Genomic DNA, 15,742 nt, shown 5'->3' with positions numbered 1-15,742 from the left:
CGCCCGGTTTTTGGAGAAGCTCATGACCCTGCTCAAATTCAGCGATGTGTCCCTTGCTTTCGGCGCTATGCCGTTGTTGGACAAGGTGTCCTGGCAGATCGCCCGTGGTGAGCGGGTGTGCATCATCGGCCGCAACGGCACTGGCAAGTCCAGCATGATGAAGCTCGTCAAGGGCGACCAGAAGCCCGATGACGGCTCCGTTTGGCGTGCACCCGGGCTCAAGATCGGCGAATTGCCGCAAGAATTGCCGGTGGCCGACGAGCGGACAGTATTCGACGTGGTGGCCGAAGGCCTGGACGGCGTTGGCGCCCTGCTCGCCGAATATCACCACCTGAGCCAGAACATCGTCACTGACGCCGATCTGGACAAACTGATGCACGTCCAGCACGACCTCGAGGCCCGCGATGGCTGGCGCCTGCAGACCCTGGTCGACAGCACCCTGAGCCGCCTGCAACTGCCGGCCGACAAGACCCTCGCCGAGTTGTCCGGCGGCTGGCGTCGTCGCGTGCTGCTGGCCCAGGCCCTGGTGTCCGAGCCGGACCTGCTGCTGCTCGACGAACCGACCAACCACCTGGACATCGGTGCCATCGCCTGGCTTGAAGAAGCACTGAAGGATTTCCAGGGCGCCGTGCTGTTCATCACGCACGACCGTTCTTTCCTGCAGAACCTGGCCACCCGCATCCTCGAACTGGATCGCGGCGGCCTGATCGACTGGAACGGCGACTACGCCAGTTTCCTCGTGCACAAAGAAGCCGAACTCGCTGCCGAAGCCACCGCCAACGCGTTGTTCGACAAGCGCCTGGCCCAGGAAGAAGTGTGGATTCGTCAGGGCATCAAGGCCCGTCGCACCCGTAACGAAGGCCGCGTACGTGCCCTCAAGGCCCTGCGTGTCGAGCGTAGCGAACGTCGTGAGCGTACCGGCAAGGCCAATATCCAGCTGGATACTGCCGACAAGTCCGGCAAGCAAGTGATGGTGCTCGAGAACGTGAGCTTCGCTCACCCGGGCGGCCCGTTCCTGATCAAGGACTTCTCCATGGTGCTGCAGCGCGGCGACCGTATCGGTCTGCTTGGCGCCAACGGTACCGGCAAGACCACGTTGCTGAAGCTGATGCTCAGCGGCCTGCAGCCGACCAGCGGCAAAGTGGAAGAGGGCACCAGGATCGATGTTGCCTACTTCGACCAGTTGCGCCATCAGCTGGACCTGGAAAAAACCGTGATCGACAACGTCGCCGAAGGTCGCGACTTCATCGATATCGATGGTCAGAGCCGCCACGTGCTGAGCTACCTCGGCGACTTCCTGTTCAGCCCGCAGCGTGCCCGCACGCCGGTCAAGGCGCTGTCCGGTGGTGAGCGTGCCCGTCTGTTGCTGGCCAAGTTGTTCAGCAAGCCGGCGAACCTGCTGGTACTCGACGAACCGACCAACGACCTCGACGTTGAAACCCTCGAACTGCTCGAAGAAGTCTTGCTGACCTTCAATGGCACCGTGCTGATGGTCAGCCACGACCGGGCATTCCTCGACAACGTGGTCACCAGCACTCTGGTTTTCGAAGGTGAAGGCCAGGTTCGCGAGTACGTCGGTGGCTACCAGGACTGGCTGCGTCAGGGCGGCTCGCCGCGCCTGCTGGGCGTGACCGAGAGCAAGTCCGGCAAGGCCGACCTGAATTCTGCGGTGGTGAAGGCCGAGCCTGCGCCGGTTGCGGCGGCCGTCGAAGCGCCAGTAGCGAAGAAAAAGCTCAGCTACAAGTTGCAGCGCGAACTGGAAGCGTTGCCGGGGCAGATCGAAGCCATGGAGCAACAGATCGCCGCCGTTGAAGCACAGATGGCGGATGCGGGCTTCTATCAGCGTCCTGCCGCCGAAACGGCTGCGGTGATTGCTCAGCTGGAGCAGTTGCAGGCTGAACTCGACATCATGGTCGAGCGTTGGGCCGAACTGGATGCCTGATTGATCCCGCAATAAAAAAGCCCGGCGTTCAGTGATGAACGCCGGGCTTTTCGTATGAAGATTTGAAGGTTGTTAATTTTCAATGTGGGAGCGAGCTTGCTCCGGGCGGCGTTCCGACGATGGCGGCCTGTCAGTCAACGTTGATATCGACTGTCAGTGCCTCATCGTCGGAACGCCGCCCGGAGCAAGCTCGCTCCCACAGGGGGTACCTACAACTTCAGGATTTGGTTTGCAGGCGCACCGCCAGCACATCGCAAGGCGCGCCATGCAGCACGTCATTGGCGGTGGAGCCCAGCAGCAGTGCCAGGCCGTGCCGGCCATGGCTGCCCACCACGATCAGGTCGCAGGTCTGCTCCTTGGCCATGTGGTGAATTTCCTGGCGTGGCTGGCCGTAGGTCAGGTGGCAGTTGGCGCCTTCGAGTTCGGCGTATTTGTGCTTGAGGCGCTCCAGTCGCTCCTTGGCCTGATCGAACTGCTGCTGTTGCAGTTGTGACAGGTCCATCGGCACGTCGCCGCCGAAGGCCATCGCCATCGGTTCGACAATGTGCACCAGGGACAGCTTCGCGCCGTTGCTCACCGACAGTTCGCGAGCGCGGTGGATCACAGGGTCGCACTCTTCGGTCAGATCTACAGCGACCAGAATATGGTTGTAGGGCATGAGGTGCTCCTCCTGAGGGATGCAATATTGGTAAGTATGGCTGGTTTCAAGCGCATTGGTTCCAAAGTGACACAATGGGCTCATCAAGAATCGGGAGTACAGATATGACGGTCTGGATAGTGGTGTCAATCCTGCTGGTGGTACTCAGCCCGCTGGCATGGTTGCGCCCCTCGCGTGCCCAGAGTGGGCGCATAGCCCTGCGGATGGAGGCCCGGCGCATCGGCCTGGCCATGCAACTGGCACCTCAGCAATGGCCGCACTGGCTGAGCCAGGAGCCGCCAAGCCCCTGTGCGCAGTACCATCGCCCGCGACGTGGCAGTCAGCCGGCGTGCTGGAGTTACTGGCAAAAATCACCGGGTGTCTGGGTCAATCAATGGCAGGAAATCTGTGAAGATCGGGCGCTGCTCGATCATTTCGAAAAATTGCCAGGCAATGTCTTCAAGGTCGAGGCTGACAAGCAAATAATCGCCTTGTATTGGGGCGAGAAGGGTGAGGCCGAGGTGTTGCAACAGATCGATGCCACCCTCAAGGCACTGGCCTGAAACCGGGTCCCCTGTAGGAGCGAGCCTGCTCGCGATGGTCGTCAACGATGACGCTGGCAACCTGACACCCCTGCGGCGTCCTCAGGTTCATCGCGAGCARGCTCGCTCCTACAGGAAGCGATCAGGCAATAAAAAGCCCGACAACTTCATCGGGCGGGTTGGCCAGGCAGGCCGGTAAAACGGTGTGGGCTGATCTTACGCTGGGCATTCGCCAAAGCGTTCAACTTTTTCCCCTGGTTTCGCCAGCGTAGCGTGTTAAACACGGGCTGCAGCGAATTAGGGCGACTTTTCTAACAATTGATTCTATGAATGACCTTGCATGCTTCGGCGTGTTTAAGGTCTTCGCAGTACGGAAATGACCGGAAAGTCGCGTTTCAACCCGTTTTTCAGGCGATTGACAATTGTCGGAAATTCCGTGAAGGTGACGTACCCAAATCAAACGGGCGTATGAATTGAGCGTTTGTATTTCAGACCGCTCCTACAGAATCCCGACTATCGCGTTGGCGGGTGTGCCGGGGGAATGGGCGTAGCATTGACGATCAACGTCCCTGCCAAGCCATTCGCCTGCGTCCGACGTGTACTGTTCAGCTTCCATATCGTGGAGATCAGTTGATGATTTACGAAGGTAAAGCCATCACGGTTAAGGCTCTTGAAAGTGGCATCGTCGAACTGAAGTTCGACCTCAAGGGTGAGTCCGTCAACAAGTTCAACCGTCTAACCCTGAACGAACTGCGTCAGGCCGTAGACACCATCAAGGCAGATGCTTCGATCAAGGGCGTGATCGTCAGCAGTGGCAAGGACGTGTTCATCGTCGGCGCCGACATCACCGAATTTGTCGACAACTTCAAGCTGCCGGATGCAGAACTTGTTGCTGGCAACCTCGAAGCCAACAGGATTTTCAGCGATTTCGAAGACCTCAACGTCCCGACTGTAGCCGCAATCAACGGCATCGCATTGGGTGGCGGTCTGGAAATGTGCCTGGCGGCGGACTACCGCGTCATGTCCACCAACGCCAAGATCGGTCTGCCGGAAGTCAAGCTGGGCATCTACCCGGGCTTCGGCGGTACTGTGCGCCTGCCGCGCCTGATTGGTGCCGACAACGCCATCGAGTGGATTGCCGCCGGCAAGGAAAACCGTCCTGAAGACGCGCTGAAAGTTGGCGCTGTCGATGCAGTGGTTGCTCCAGAGAAGCTGCAGGACGCCGCGCTGGAACTGGTCAAACGCGCCATTTCCGGCGAGTTCGACTACAAGGCCAAGCGCCAGCCGAAGCTGGAAAAGCTGAAGCTCAACGCCATCGAACAAATGATGGCTTTCGAAACCGCCAAAGGTTTTGTGGCTGGCCAGGCTGGCCCGAACTACCCGGCGCCGGTTGAAGCGATCAAGACCATCCAGAAAGCCGCGAACTTCGGTCGCGACAAGGCGCTGGAAATTGAAGCAGCCGGTTTCGTCAAACTGGCCAAGACCTCGGCCGCGCAGAGCCTGATCGGCTTGTTCCTGAACGATCAGGAACTGAAGAAAAAGGCCAAGGCCTACGACGAAATCGCCAGGGACGTGAAGCAGGCCGCCGTACTGGGCGCCGGCATCATGGGCGGCGGTATCGCCTATCAGTCGGCTTCCAAAGGTACGCCGATCCTGATGAAGGACATCAACGAGCACGGTATCGAGCAGGGTCTGGCCGAAGCCGCCAAACTGCTGGTTGGCCGCGTTGATAAAGGTCGCATGACCGCCGCGAAAATGGCTGAAGTGCTCAACGGCATTCGTCCAACCCTGTCTTACGGAGACTTCGGTCACGTGGACCTGGTGGTTGAAGCGGTCGTCGAGAACCCGAAGGTCAAGCAAGCGGTACTGGCTGAAGTGGAAGACCAGGTCAAAGAGGACACCATCCTCGCGTCGAACACTTCGACCATTTCCATCACCTTGCTGGCCAAGGCCCTCAAGCGTCCGGAAAACTTCGTCGGCATGCACTTCTTCAACCCGGTGCACATGATGCCRCTGGTGGAAGTGATCCGTGGCGAGAAGTCCAGTGAGCTGGCTGTCGCCACCACCGTTGCCTACGCCAAGAAAATGGGCAAGAACCCGATCGTCGTCAACGATTGCCCGGGCTTCCTGGTCAACCGCGTCCTGTTCCCGTACTTCGGCGGTTTCGCCAAGCTGGTCAGCGCCGGTGTGGACTTCGTCCGTATCGACAAGATCATGGAAAAGTTCGGCTGGCCAATGGGCCCGGCCTACCTGATGGACGTGGTCGGCATCGACACCGGCCACCACGGTCGTGACGTGATGGCTGAAGGTTTCCCGGACCGCATGAAGGACGACCGCCGTTCGGCCGTTGACGTGCTCTACGAAGCCAAGCGCCTGGGCCAGAAGAACGGCAAGGGCTTCTACGCCTACGAGACCGACAAGAAGGGCAAGCAGAAGAAAGTCGCCGATCCGTCGGTGCTGGAAGTGCTCAAGCCGATCGTTTACGAGCAGCGCGAAGTCACCGACGAAGACATCATCAACTGGATGATGATCCCGCTGTGCCTGGAAACCGTGCGTTGCCTGGAAGACGGCATCGTCGAAACCGCTGCCGAAGCCGACATGGGCCTGGTCTACGGTATTGGTTTCCCTCCATTCCGTGGCGGTGCGCTGCGCTACATCGACTCGCTCGGTGTGGCAGAGTTCGTTGCCCTGGCCGACCAGTACGCTGATTTGGGCGCGCTGTACCACCCGACCGCGAAGCTGCGCGAAATGGCCAAGAACGGCCAGAGCTTCTTCGGTTAAGCGCCCCCAACTAGAGTGAGAGTGAACTTATGAGCTTGAATCCTAGAGACGTCGTGATTGTCGACTTCGGTCGTACTCCGATGGGCCGCTCCAAGGGCGGCATGCACCGCAACACCCGCGCCGAAGACATGTCGGCGCACCTGATCAGCAAACTGCTGGAACGCAACGTCAAGGTTGACCCGAGCGAAGTCGAAGACGTGATCTGGGGCTGCGTTAACCAGACCCTGGAGCAGGGCTGGAACATCGCGCGCATGGCGTCGTTGATGACCCAGATCCCGCACACCTCGGCCGGCCAGACCGTCAGCCGCCTGTGCGGCTCGTCGATGAGTGCCCTGCACACTGCTGCGCAAGCGATCATGACCGGCAACGGTGACGTTTTCGTGGTTGGTGGCGTCGAGCATATGGGCCATGTGAGYATGATGCACGGTGTCGATCCGAACCCGCACATGTCGCTGTACGCGGCGAAAGCCTCGGGCATGATGGGCCTGACCGCGGAAATGCTGGGCAAAATGCACGGCATCACCCGCGAGCAACAGGACGCTTTCGGCGTGCGTTCCCACCAACTCGCCCATAAGGCGACCGTGGAAGGCAAGTTCAAAGACGAAATCATCCCGATGCAGGGCTACGACGAGAACGGTTTCCTGAAAACCTTCGACTACGACGAAACCATTCGTCCGGAAACCACCCTGGAAAGCCTGGCGGCCCTGAAGCCGGCGTTCAATCCGAAGGGCGGCACCGTGACAGCGGGCACCTCGTCGCAGATCACCGATGGTGCTTCGTGCATGATCGTGATGTCGGCGCAGCGCGCACAGGACCTGGGCATCCAGCCTCTGGCGGTGATTCGCTCGATGGCAGTGGCAGGTGTGGATCCGGCGATCATGGGCTATGGTCCAGTACCGGCCACACAAAAAGCACTGAAGCGCGCGGGTCTGGGCATCTCCGACATCGACTTCTTCGAGCTCAATGAAGCTTTCGCCGCACAGGCCCTGCCAGTGCTGAAAGATCTGAAAGTGCTCGACAAGATGAACGAGAAGGTTAACCTGCACGGTGGCGCGATCGCCCTGGGCCACCCGTTCGGTTGCTCCGGTGCGCGTATCTCCGGCACTTTGCTCAATGTGATGAAGCAGAATGGCGGCACCTTCGGGGTGGCCACCATGTGCATTGGTCTCGGCCAAGGCATCTCCACCGTCTTCGAACGCGTTTAAGCGTCTCGCTGATGGAAGCCGGGGCCAAGTGCCCCGGTTTTTGTTTTTCCGGATTTATTTTTGTTTTTATTTTGAAAAAATTTGAGTGAGGGCCAAAGCATGCCGATACAACCAGGGCTCTACCAACATTACAAAGGTCCGCAGTACCGCGTATTCAGTGTCGCGCGGCATTYGGAAACCGAAGAAGAAGTGGTCTTCTATCAAGCCCTGTATGGCGATTACGGCTTTTGGGTGCGTCCCTTGAGCATGTTCCTGGAGTCCGTCGAAGTTGACGGTGAACAGGTGCCACGCTTTGCTTTGGTGCAGGCCGAAGAAAGCCTTTTTACCAAGCCATAAGCTGGGTGCGCGCAAAACCCTGCGCTTGACCTCACCTTGTTGCCACTATATATAGCGGTGCCGCGTCAGGCGCCAACCGCCTTTCACTTCTCGAATTCAGGAATTTTCTGATCCATGGGCAAATCGCTGGTCATTGTGGAATCCCCGGCTAAGGCCAAGACCATCAACAAGTATTTGGGCAACGAATACGTGGTGAAGTCGAGTATCGGCCATATCCGAGACCTGCCCACCAGCGGTTCGGCTAGCGCCAGCAAAGAGCCAGCCGCCAAGCGCGGCAAGGCTGCTGCGGGTGAAGTGCCGGCACTGTCACCGAAAGAAAAGGCGCGCAAGCAGCTGGTCGCGCGCATGGGTGTCGATCCGGACCATGGCTGGAAAGCCAAGTACGAGATCCTCCCGGGCAAGGAAAAAGTCATCGAAGAGCTGCGCCGGCTCGCCAAGGATGCTGACACCATCTATCTCGCAACCGACTTGGACCGCGAGGGGGAAGCCATTGCCTGGCACCTGCGCGAAGCCATCGGTGGTGACGACACCCGCTACAAGCGCGTGGTGTTCAACGAAATTACCAAGAAGGCGATCCAGGAAGCCTTCTCGAAACCAGGCGAGCTGGACATCGATCGTGTCAACGCCCAGCAGGCGCGTCGATTCCTCGACCGTGTCGTGGGTTACATGGTTTCGCCACTGCTGTGGGCCAAGATCGCTCGTGGCTTGTCTGCCGGTCGCGTGCAATCGGTTGCCGTGAAGCTGGTCGTCGAGCGCGAACGTGAAATCCGCGCGTTCATCCCGGAAGAGTACTGGGAAGTCCATGCCGACCTCGGCACCGCCAAAGGCGCGACCGTGCGTTTCGATGTGGCCCGCGAGAAAGGCGAAGCCTTCAAACCGCTCAACGAAACCCAGGCCATGGCCGCGCTGGAGAAGCTCAAGTCTTCCAGCTACAGCATCGTCAAGCGCGAAGACAAACCGACCAGCAGCAAGCCGTCGGCGCCGTTCATCACTTCCACCCTGCAGCAGGCCGCAAGCAATCGCCTGGGCTTTGGTGTGAAGAAAACCATGATGATGGCCCAGCGTTTGTACGAAGCCGGCTACATCACCTACATGCGTACCGACTCCACCAACCTTTCGGTTGATGCCGTGGCGATGGCGCGTACCTATATTGAAGGCGAGTTCGGCAAGAAGTACCTGCCGGAAACCCCGAACGTCTACAGCAGCAAGGAAGGCGCACAAGAGGCTCACGAAGCGATTCGTCCGTCCGACGCCAATACCGAGCCAAGCAAGCTGTCGGGCATGGAGCGTGACGCTGAACGCCTCTACGAGCTGATCTGGCGCCAGTTCCTCGCTTGCCAGATGCTGCCGGCGCAATACCTGTCGACTACCGTCACCGTGGGTGCCGGCGACTTCGAGCTGCGCGCCAAGGGCCGCATCCTGAAGTTCGACGGTTACACCCGTGTCATGCCGCAAATCGCCAAGCCGGGCGACGACGATGTATTGCCGGACATGGCCCAGGGCGACGCGATGAAGCTGATCAAGCTTGATCCGACCCAGCACTTCACCAAGCCGCCGGCGCGTTACTCGGAAGCCAGCCTGGTAAAAGAAATGGAAAAGCGTGGCATCGGTCGTCCTTCGACCTACGCGGCGATCATTTCGACCATCCAGGACCGTGGTTACGTGGCGCTGCACAACCGTCGCTTCTACTCGGAAAAGATGGGCGACATCGTTACCGAGCGTCTGGCGGAGAGCTTCTCCAACCTGATGGACTACGGCTTCACCGCCGGCATGGAAGAGCATCTCGATGACGTGGCCCAGGGCGAACGCGACTGGAAAAACGTGCTCGACGAGTTCTATGGCGACTTCAAGAAGAAACTCGAAGTGGCCGAAAGCCCGGAAAGCGGCATGCGTGCCAATCAACCGGTGATGACCGACATCCCGTGCACCACCTGCGGTCGTCCGATGCAGATTCGTACTGCGTCGACCGGCGTGTTCCTCGGTTGCTCAGGCTACAGCCTGCCGCCGAAAGAGCGCTGCAAGGCCACCGTCAACCTGGTGCCGGGCGACGAAATCGCCGCGGACGACGAGGGTGAGTCGGAGTCGTTGGTGTTGCGTGGCAAGCATCGCTGCCCGATCTGCAGCACGGCGATGGATGCCTATCTGCTTGATGAGAAGCGCAAGTTGCATATCTGCGGTAACAACCCGGATTGCAATGGCTACGAAATCGAAGAGGGCACCTATCGCATCAAGGGCTATGAAGGCCCGAGCCTGGAATGCGACAAGTGCGGCAGCGAGATGCAGCTCAAGACTGGCCGCTTCGGCAAGTTCTTCGGTTGCACCAATGCGACCTGCAAGAACACCCGCAAGTTGTTGAAGAGCGGCGATGCGGCACCGCCGAAGATGGATCCGGTGAAGATGCCTGAGCTGAAGTGCGAAAAGGTCAACGACACCTACATTCTGCGCGACGGTGCATCAGGCTTGTTCCTGGCCGCCAGCCAGTTCCCGAAAAACCGCGAGACCCGTGCTCCGCTGGTGATGGAAATCATCCCGCACAAGGATGAGATCGATCCGAAGTATCACTTCCTCTGCGAGGCGCCGAAGAAAGATCCGGATGGTCTCCCGACTGTGATTCGTTACAGTCGCAAGACCAAGGAACAGTACGTGCAGACCGAGGTTGACGGGAAACCGACTGGCTGGAAAGCGTTCTACGACGGCGGCAAGTGGGCGGTCGAAGACAAGCGTCCGGCAGCCAAGGCTTAACAGCCTGGGGTAATGAAAAGGCCGCATGACCACCCTCGGGTGTTCATGCGGCCTTTTTTGTTTTTGCTGCTTTCTCTGTAGGAGCGAGCCTGCTCGCGAAAAACGTAAACGATAACGTGTACATCCTGGAAAAACGTGTTGTCCTTGAGTTTTTCGCGAGCAGGCTCGCTCCTACAGTGTTGGCGTCGGCATCGGCATCGGCATCGGCAGAGGACTTGCGGTTTGCCTGGCTGATCCACGACACTGTCCAACCTGCGTGAAGCAATTATTTCGTTGTGGAGGCTGCCGTCATGGCCCACGAACTTTATACCCGTACCAATCAGAAGATTTACTTCGCCGGCTTGTCGCTGGAAGCACTGGCTCGCACTGAAGAGGGGCGGGCGATGAATTCGCTGGCGCTGATCCAGGCGGGACGCGAATCCGCGCTGTTTCACCTGTACGGCGCGCTGTTGGGGCTGTGTCACGAAATCGCCGGTTACTATCGCTTGCCTCAGGCCAATGCGCCCCGTGCAGAGTTATTGCTGACTCGCGAGGTGCTGGATGCCATCGCCATTCCGGAAATGGCTGAGCTGGTCGAGCTGGCCAATAACCCGGAGACCTGGCTGGCCAAACTCCTGGCCGCCCATGCTGCGCTGTTTCAACCGCCGCGCGCGCCGCACAAGCCGAAAGGGGACGTGACCCAGCCACTGATCCAGGCTGTCAATCTGGATGAAGAGGATGCGCCGGAGGAGCTGAGCCGGGAGGAGCTGGAGAGTTGGCGTCAGAACCTGAAAGCATTGGCGATCCGGTTTCGTGAAGGGTTGAACGAGTGCTGACGCACACATTTGGGTAATGACATCTGGTCAAGATCTCAAGCGAACCCCGAACGATGCCTATATAATCCCCGCCTTTCGTGGAGAACAGTCCTTTATGCCAACGTCCTTTCTAGAAATTGTCGAGTTACCAGACGGCCGTATCGAGCTGCGCAGGGCCGAGGACGAGGGTTCTCTGGTTACTTTGGATTTCTCCGAGGACGCCAAAGCGTTCCTGCAAGGACAGTACGTGGAAGTCGCCAAGGCGATGTTGAGCGTCGGTGTACAGATGGCCGGTCGCCTGGTTGAAGGCGAATTCGACAAGGACGAGGGGTCGCGGGTGCTTCATTGATCCCCGCCTGTCGTTTTTCTTGATGTCGCTATTCATTGGCTTCTCTGTCCCTGGAGAAGCCTCGCGCGGTGAAGCTCGCACCCTGTCTGTCAGTTAGCCCAAACGAATATTCAGGCTCTGAGCGTCCCCGGTGCGGGCGGCGCTGATCAGTTGTTGCCGCGATTGCGGGCTCAACGGGTTGATCCAGCTGACCACCGTGTGGCTGCGACCCAGGCGCAGCGCTTCGCAGGTCAGTTGCTGCGCGCTCTGGGTACCCCGCGGTTGCAGCAACAGAATGCGCTCGCGGTTGAGGCCGGCATCTCGCAGCCAGGCTTGAGTCAGGCTGGCGGGTGGCGCGATCAGTGTCAGCCAGCGTGCATCCTGATCCTGGCTCAATTCCCTGAGGATCGGTGCCAGCAGGCTCAGGCAGTTCCCGGCTGCACCACGCAGTGACAGCTCGCTGAAAACGTCAGGTTCGGCGCTCCAGGGGGACTCGACTACGTCTTTCAGAATCGGCGCCAATGGCTGTGCCATGAACGCTTCGAACAACGGCAGTTGGGTTTGCTGTGGTGATGTCTGTGGGAACTGCATGGTGCCTCCTTTAGCGGCGAATGACGCCGACACTCAAGCCTTCGATCACCAGTTCCTGGTCTTGAAGGTTCACTTCAATCGGGGCGAACTCGGGGTTCTCGGCGATCAGCCAGACTTTGCTGCCGTCACGCTTGAAGCGCTTGACGGTCACTTCGTCGCCGATTCGCGCCACCACGATCTGGCCGTTACGGGCTTCGCGGGTGGTGTGGACCGCCAGCAGGTCGCCGTCGAAAATGCCGATATCCTTCATGCTCATCCCATGGACGCGCAGCAGGTAGTCGGCGCGCGGATGGAAGAAGGCGGGGTTGATGTTGCAGGACTCTTCGATGTGTTGTTGCGCAAGAATCGGGGCGCCGGCTGCGACCCGGCCAATGATCGGCAGGGTGGAATCGTCGGCCTTGGCTTCGAAGCCGGGGATGCGAATGCCGCGGGAGGCGCCAGGCGTCATCTCGATTGCACCCTTGCGAGCCAGGGCCTTGAGGTGTTCTTCCGCCGCATTGGGTGATTTGAAACCCAGTTCCTGAGCGATTTCCGCACGGGTTGGCGGGTAGCCGTTGTCTTCCAGGCAGCGTTTGATGAAGGCCAGAATCTCGGCTTGGCGTGGCGTCAGCTTTAGCATATTGATCGCTCTGTTTTTTTATACAGTGACTGGGATTATATACAGTGAGGCGGTCTTGGCAATGCTCCTTTTTTTAGCGGCCGCCGGACGGTCAATCAGTCAGTGGATTGAAGCTTCGCCGTTGTGTGGTTAAATGTCTGACCGACCATTCCCGAAACGAACTGCCAGGCTTGACAAGGCGCAGGCTGAAACGTATGTTTCAAACAAGTGTTTGTCAGGCGGAGTAGCCATGGCCCAGTCGGAAACCGTTGAACGCATTCTCGATGCTGCCGAGCAGTTGTTCGCGGAAAAAGGTTTCGCCGAAACCTCGTTGCGCCTGATCACCAGCAAGGCCGGTGTCAACCTGGCGGCGGTGAACTATCACTTCGGTTCGAAGAAGGCGTTGATTCAGGCGGTTTTCTCGCGGTTCCTCGGGCCGTTCTGTATCAGTCTCGATAAAGAGCTGGAGCGGCGTCAGGCCAAACCTGAAATCAGGCCGACACTCGAAGAGTTGCTGGAAATCCTCGTCGAGCAGGCACTGGTGGTGCAGCCGCGCAGTGGCAACGACCTGTCTATCTTCATGCGTTTGCTGGGACTGGCGTTCAGTCAGAGCCAGGGGCACTTGCGTCGTTATCTGGAAGACATGTACGGCAAGGTGTTCCGCCGCTACATGATACTGGTCAACGAAGCGGCGCCGCGTATTCCGCCCATCGAGCTGTTCTGGCGCGTGCACTTCATGCTCGGTGCTGCGGCGTTCAGCATGTCCGGTATCAAGGCCTTGCGCGCGATTGCCGAAACCGACTTCGGCGTGAATACCTCGATCGAGCAGGTCATGCGCCTGATGGTGCCATTCCTGGCCGCCGGCATGCGTGCCGAATCCGGTGTGACTGACGCGGCCATGGCCACTGCCCAGTTGCGTCCACGCAGCAAATCGACGCCGGTTGCCGCCAAGGTATAACCGCGCATGGGTGGGCGCGGCAGCTGACATCCGCTAAGCTAGCCGCCCATGCCGACTCTCGTTCTGAACCCGTTCCTCATTGAACTCGCCAATCTGCCGGGCCATGCCCTTGGCGGCGAATTCGTGTGGGCCGGGTTTTCTGTTATCAAGGAATTCTTATGACTGCTGGCTTGCAAGGCTCGTTGATGGTGGACGTCGCCGGTACCTGGCTGACGGCTGAAGATCGCCAATTGTTGCGCCAGCCCGAAGTGGGTGGCCTGATCATCTTTGCCCGCAACATCGAGCATCCACGCCAGGTGCGTGAATTGAGTGCGGCGATCCGCGCCGTCCGTCCCGACTTGTTGCTGGCTGTGGACCAGGAGGGCGGCCGCGTGCAGCGCCTGCGCCAGGGTTTCGTGCGCTTGCCCGCCATGCGCGCCATCGCCGACAACCCGAACGCCGAATACCTGGCCGAGCAGTGCGGCTGGATCATGGCGACCGAAGTGCTGGCTGTCGGCCTGGACCTGAGCTTCGCCCCGGTGCTGGACCTGGATTACCAGCGCAGTGCCGTTGTCGGCACCCGTTCGTTCGAAGGTGATCCCGAGCGCGCTGCCTTGCTCGCGGGTGCATTCATCCGCGGCATGAGCAGCGCAGGCATGGCCGCCACCGGCAAGCACTTCCCCGGCCACGGCTGGGCCGAGGCTGATTCCCACGTCGCGATCCCGAATGATGAGCGCAGCCTCGACGAGATCCGCGCCAATGACCTGGTGCCGTTTGCCAAGCTGAGCAAGCAACTGGCCGCCGTCATGCCGGCCCACGTTATTTATCCACAAGTCGATTCTCAACCCGCAGGTTTCTCCCGCCGCTGGTTGCAGGACATCCTGCGCGGCGAGTTGCAGTTCGATGGCGTGATCTTCAGTGACGACTTGTCCATGGCGGGCGCCCACGTGGTCGGCGATGCCGCCAGTCGAATTGAAGCTGCGCTGACTGCCGGTTGCGACATGGGCCTGGTGTGCAACGACCGTGCGGCTGCCGAGCTCGCCCTGAGCGCTGCCCAGCGTCTGAAGGTCAAGCCTTCCGAGCGCATTGCACGGATGCGCGGCCAGTCGTTCGCCAACACCGAATACCGTCAGGACCCGCGCTGGCTGGCTGCTGTCGGCGCGCTCAAAGAAGCTCAATTGATTGATTAAGGACTGTTCGTTATGACGGTTTACGCGATTATCGGTGGCACTGGCCTGACTCAACTCGAAGGCCTGAGCATTCGCCAGTCACTGACAGTGGACACGCCTTATGGCGCACCTTCGGCCGACGTTCAGATCGGCGAGTATGCTGGCAAGGAAGTGCTTTTCCTCGCGCGTCACGGTCATCCCCATCGTTTTCCGCCGCATCAGGTCAACTACCGCGCCAACCTCTGGGCGCTGAAGCAGGCCGGTGCGCAAGCCATTCTGGCGGTAAACGCCGTGGGCGGTATCCATGCAGCCATGGGCACCGGGCATTTCTGCGTGCCGCATCAGTTGATCGACTACACCAGCGGTCGTGAGCACACCTACTTTGCCGATGACCTGGAACACGTCACCCATATCGACTTCAGCTACCCCTACAGCGAACCGTTGCGCCAGCAACTGATTGCGGCATTGGCGGCGGAAGGTGTGGGCTACAGCAGTCATGGCGTGTATGCCTGTACTCAAGGGCCGCGCCTGGAGACAGTGGCTGAAATCGCCCGGCTGGAGCGCGATGGCTGCGACATCGTCGGCATGACCGGTATGCCGGAGGCCGCCCTGGCCCGGGAACTGGAACTGGATTACGCCTGTCTGGCGCTGGTGGTGAACCCGGCGGCGGGCAAGTCGACGGCGGTAATTACCATGGCCGAGATCGAGCAGGCATTGCATGACGGCATGGGCAAGGTGAAATCGACGCTGGCGCGGGTGCTCAAGGGCTGAGTCCCGCTTGGTACCGAGTTGACTTCATCGCGAGCAAGCTCGCTCCCACAGGTTCAGTGGCGTTCGCAAAAAATGTGTTCGACGCTATTACTGTGGGAGGTGAAGTCGACGCTGGCGCGGGTGCTCAAGGGCTGAGTCCCACTTGATACCGAGTTGACTTCATCGCGAGCAAGCTCGCTCCCACAGGGTCCGCGTCGAACACAACTTTTGCGGACACCATAGAACCTGTGGGAGCGAGCTTGCTCGCGATGAAGTCAACTCGGTATCAAGTGGGACTCAGCCCTTGAGCACCCGCGCCAGCGTCGACTTCACCTCCCACAGTAATAGCGTCGAACACATTTTTTGCGAACGCCACTGAACCTGTGGGGG

Annotated in this window: 14 protein-coding genes; 11 read left to right on the top strand and 3 right to left on the bottom strand. The window is 59.6% G+C overall.

Annotation, left to right across the window (positions count from 1 at the left end):
- Nucleotides 1–22 precede the first annotated feature (22 nt).
- Entirely contained in the window at nt 23–1,942 is a 1,920-nt protein-coding gene (locus tag AC1DRN_RS13495; protein ID WP_223463411.1) for an ATP-binding cassette domain-containing protein, read from the top strand.
- Nucleotides 1,943–2,159: 217 nt separating this feature from the next.
- Here AC1DRN_RS13495 and AC1DRN_RS13490 read toward each other — a convergent pair whose 3' ends face one another.
- The gene (locus AC1DRN_RS13490; RefSeq protein WP_218428798.1) at nt 2,160–2,600 is read right to left on the bottom strand and encodes a universal stress protein; all 441 of its coding nucleotides are present in this window, start codon (nt 2,598–2,600) and stop codon (nt 2,160–2,162) included.
- Between the two features lie 104 nt (nt 2,601–2,704).
- Between AC1DRN_RS13490 and AC1DRN_RS13485 the strand changes: the two genes are divergently transcribed.
- The 7 genes from AC1DRN_RS13485 (at nt 2,705) to AC1DRN_RS13455 (ending at nt 11,328) form a co-directional block, all read left to right on the top strand.
- On the top strand, nt 2,705–3,142 hold the full coding sequence (locus AC1DRN_RS13485; protein ID WP_223463207.1) for a hypothetical protein: 438 nt from the start codon (nt 2,705–2,707) through the stop codon (nt 3,140–3,142).
- 612 nt (nt 3,143–3,754) lie between these two features.
- A complete protein-coding gene (gene fadB / locus AC1DRN_RS13480; protein WP_223463208.1) occupies nt 3,755–5,902 on the top strand; it encodes a fatty acid oxidation complex subunit alpha FadB in 2,148 nt (715 codons plus the stop codon).
- A gap of 29 nt (nt 5,903–5,931) precedes the next feature.
- Nucleotides 5,932–7,107: an acetyl-CoA C-acyltransferase FadA gene (fadA, locus tag AC1DRN_RS13475; RefSeq protein WP_053160736.1), complete on the top strand. Its 1,176-nt coding sequence runs from the start codon at nt 5,932–5,934 to the stop codon at nt 7,105–7,107.
- A gap of 99 nt (nt 7,108–7,206) precedes the next feature.
- A complete protein-coding gene (locus AC1DRN_RS13470) occupies nt 7,207–7,443 on the top strand; it encodes a DUF1653 domain-containing protein (protein WP_477786729.1) in 237 nt (78 codons plus the stop codon).
- Between the two features lie 114 nt (nt 7,444–7,557).
- A complete protein-coding gene (topA, locus tag AC1DRN_RS13465; RefSeq protein ID WP_223463209.1) occupies nt 7,558–10,185 on the top strand; it encodes a type I DNA topoisomerase in 2,628 nt (875 codons plus the stop codon).
- Between the two features lie 290 nt (nt 10,186–10,475).
- Nucleotides 10,476–11,000, top strand: a complete 525-nt coding sequence (locus tag AC1DRN_RS13460; protein WP_223463210.1) for a DUF6586 family protein — start codon at nt 10,476–10,478, stop codon at nt 10,998–11,000.
- 94 nt (nt 11,001–11,094) lie between these two features.
- Nucleotides 11,095–11,328, top strand: a complete 234-nt coding sequence (locus tag AC1DRN_RS13455; RefSeq protein WP_223463211.1) for a hypothetical protein — start codon at nt 11,095–11,097, stop codon at nt 11,326–11,328.
- A gap of 93 nt (nt 11,329–11,421) precedes the next feature.
- On the opposite strand, the gene sulA is transcribed toward AC1DRN_RS13455, so the two are convergent.
- Nucleotides 11,422–11,898: an SOS-induced cell division inhibitor SulA gene (gene sulA, locus AC1DRN_RS13450; RefSeq protein WP_007991406.1), complete on the bottom strand. Its 477-nt coding sequence runs from the start codon at nt 11,896–11,898 to the stop codon at nt 11,422–11,424.
- A gap of 10 nt (nt 11,899–11,908) precedes the next feature.
- On the bottom strand, nt 11,909–12,517 hold the full coding sequence (gene lexA / locus AC1DRN_RS13445) for a transcriptional repressor LexA (RefSeq protein ID WP_007995278.1): 609 nt from the start codon (nt 12,515–12,517) through the stop codon (nt 11,909–11,911).
- 229 nt (nt 12,518–12,746) lie between these two features.
- On the opposite strand from lexA, the gene AC1DRN_RS13440 reads away from it, so the two are divergent.
- From AC1DRN_RS13440 to AC1DRN_RS13430, 3 genes are all read left to right on the top strand, one after another.
- A complete protein-coding gene (locus tag AC1DRN_RS13440) occupies nt 12,747–13,454 on the top strand; it encodes a TetR/AcrR family transcriptional regulator (RefSeq protein WP_108219237.1) in 708 nt (235 codons plus the stop codon).
- Nucleotides 13,455–13,612: 158 nt separating this feature from the next.
- Nucleotides 13,613–14,623: a beta-N-acetylhexosaminidase gene (gene nagZ, locus AC1DRN_RS13435; RefSeq protein WP_223463212.1), complete on the top strand. Its 1,011-nt coding sequence runs from the start codon at nt 13,613–13,615 to the stop codon at nt 14,621–14,623.
- 12 nt (nt 14,624–14,635) lie between these two features.
- Nucleotides 14,636–15,373, top strand: a complete 738-nt coding sequence (locus AC1DRN_RS13430) for an S-methyl-5'-thioinosine phosphorylase (RefSeq protein WP_223463213.1) — start codon at nt 14,636–14,638, stop codon at nt 15,371–15,373.
- Nucleotides 15,374–15,742: the final 369 nt, after the last annotated feature.

It is taken from the genome of Pseudomonas sp. P5_B3 (assembly GCF_056400405.1).
The sequence above is the reverse complement of the archived record's forward strand: the minus strand, read 5'-3'. Positions and strand labels throughout refer to the sequence as shown.

Bases quoted from the DNA above. Each gene is read 5' to 3' on its own strand.
- AC1DRN_RS13495 (WP_223463411.1), top strand. From the start codon at position 23: ATGACCCTGCTCAAATTCAGCGATGTGTCCCTTGCTTTCGGCGCTATG.
- AC1DRN_RS13490 (WP_218428798.1), bottom strand. From the start codon at position 2,600: ATGCCCTACAACCATATTCTGGTCGCTGTAGATCTGACCGAAGAGTGC.
- AC1DRN_RS13485 (WP_223463207.1), top strand. From the start codon at position 2,705: ATGACGGTCTGGATAGTGGTGTCAATCCTGCTGGTGGTACTCAGCCCG.
- topA (WP_223463209.1), top strand. From the start codon at position 7,558: ATGGGCAAATCGCTGGTCATTGTGGAATCCCCGGCTAAGGCCAAGACC.
- AC1DRN_RS13460 (WP_223463210.1), top strand. From the start codon at position 10,476: ATGGCCCACGAACTTTATACCCGTACCAATCAGAAGATTTACTTCGCC.
- AC1DRN_RS13455 (WP_223463211.1), top strand. From the start codon at position 11,095: ATGCCAACGTCCTTTCTAGAAATTGTCGAGTTACCAGACGGCCGTATC.
- sulA (WP_007991406.1), bottom strand. From the start codon at position 11,898: ATGCAGTTCCCACAGACATCACCACAGCAAACCCAACTGCCGTTGTTC.
- lexA (WP_007995278.1), bottom strand. From the start codon at position 12,517: ATGCTAAAGCTGACGCCACGCCAAGCCGAGATTCTGGCCTTCATCAAA.
- AC1DRN_RS13440 (WP_108219237.1), top strand. From the start codon at position 12,747: ATGGCCCAGTCGGAAACCGTTGAACGCATTCTCGATGCTGCCGAGCAG.
- nagZ (WP_223463212.1), top strand. From the start codon at position 13,613: ATGACTGCTGGCTTGCAAGGCTCGTTGATGGTGGACGTCGCCGGTACC.
- AC1DRN_RS13430 (WP_223463213.1), top strand. From the start codon at position 14,636: ATGACGGTTTACGCGATTATCGGTGGCACTGGCCTGACTCAACTCGAA.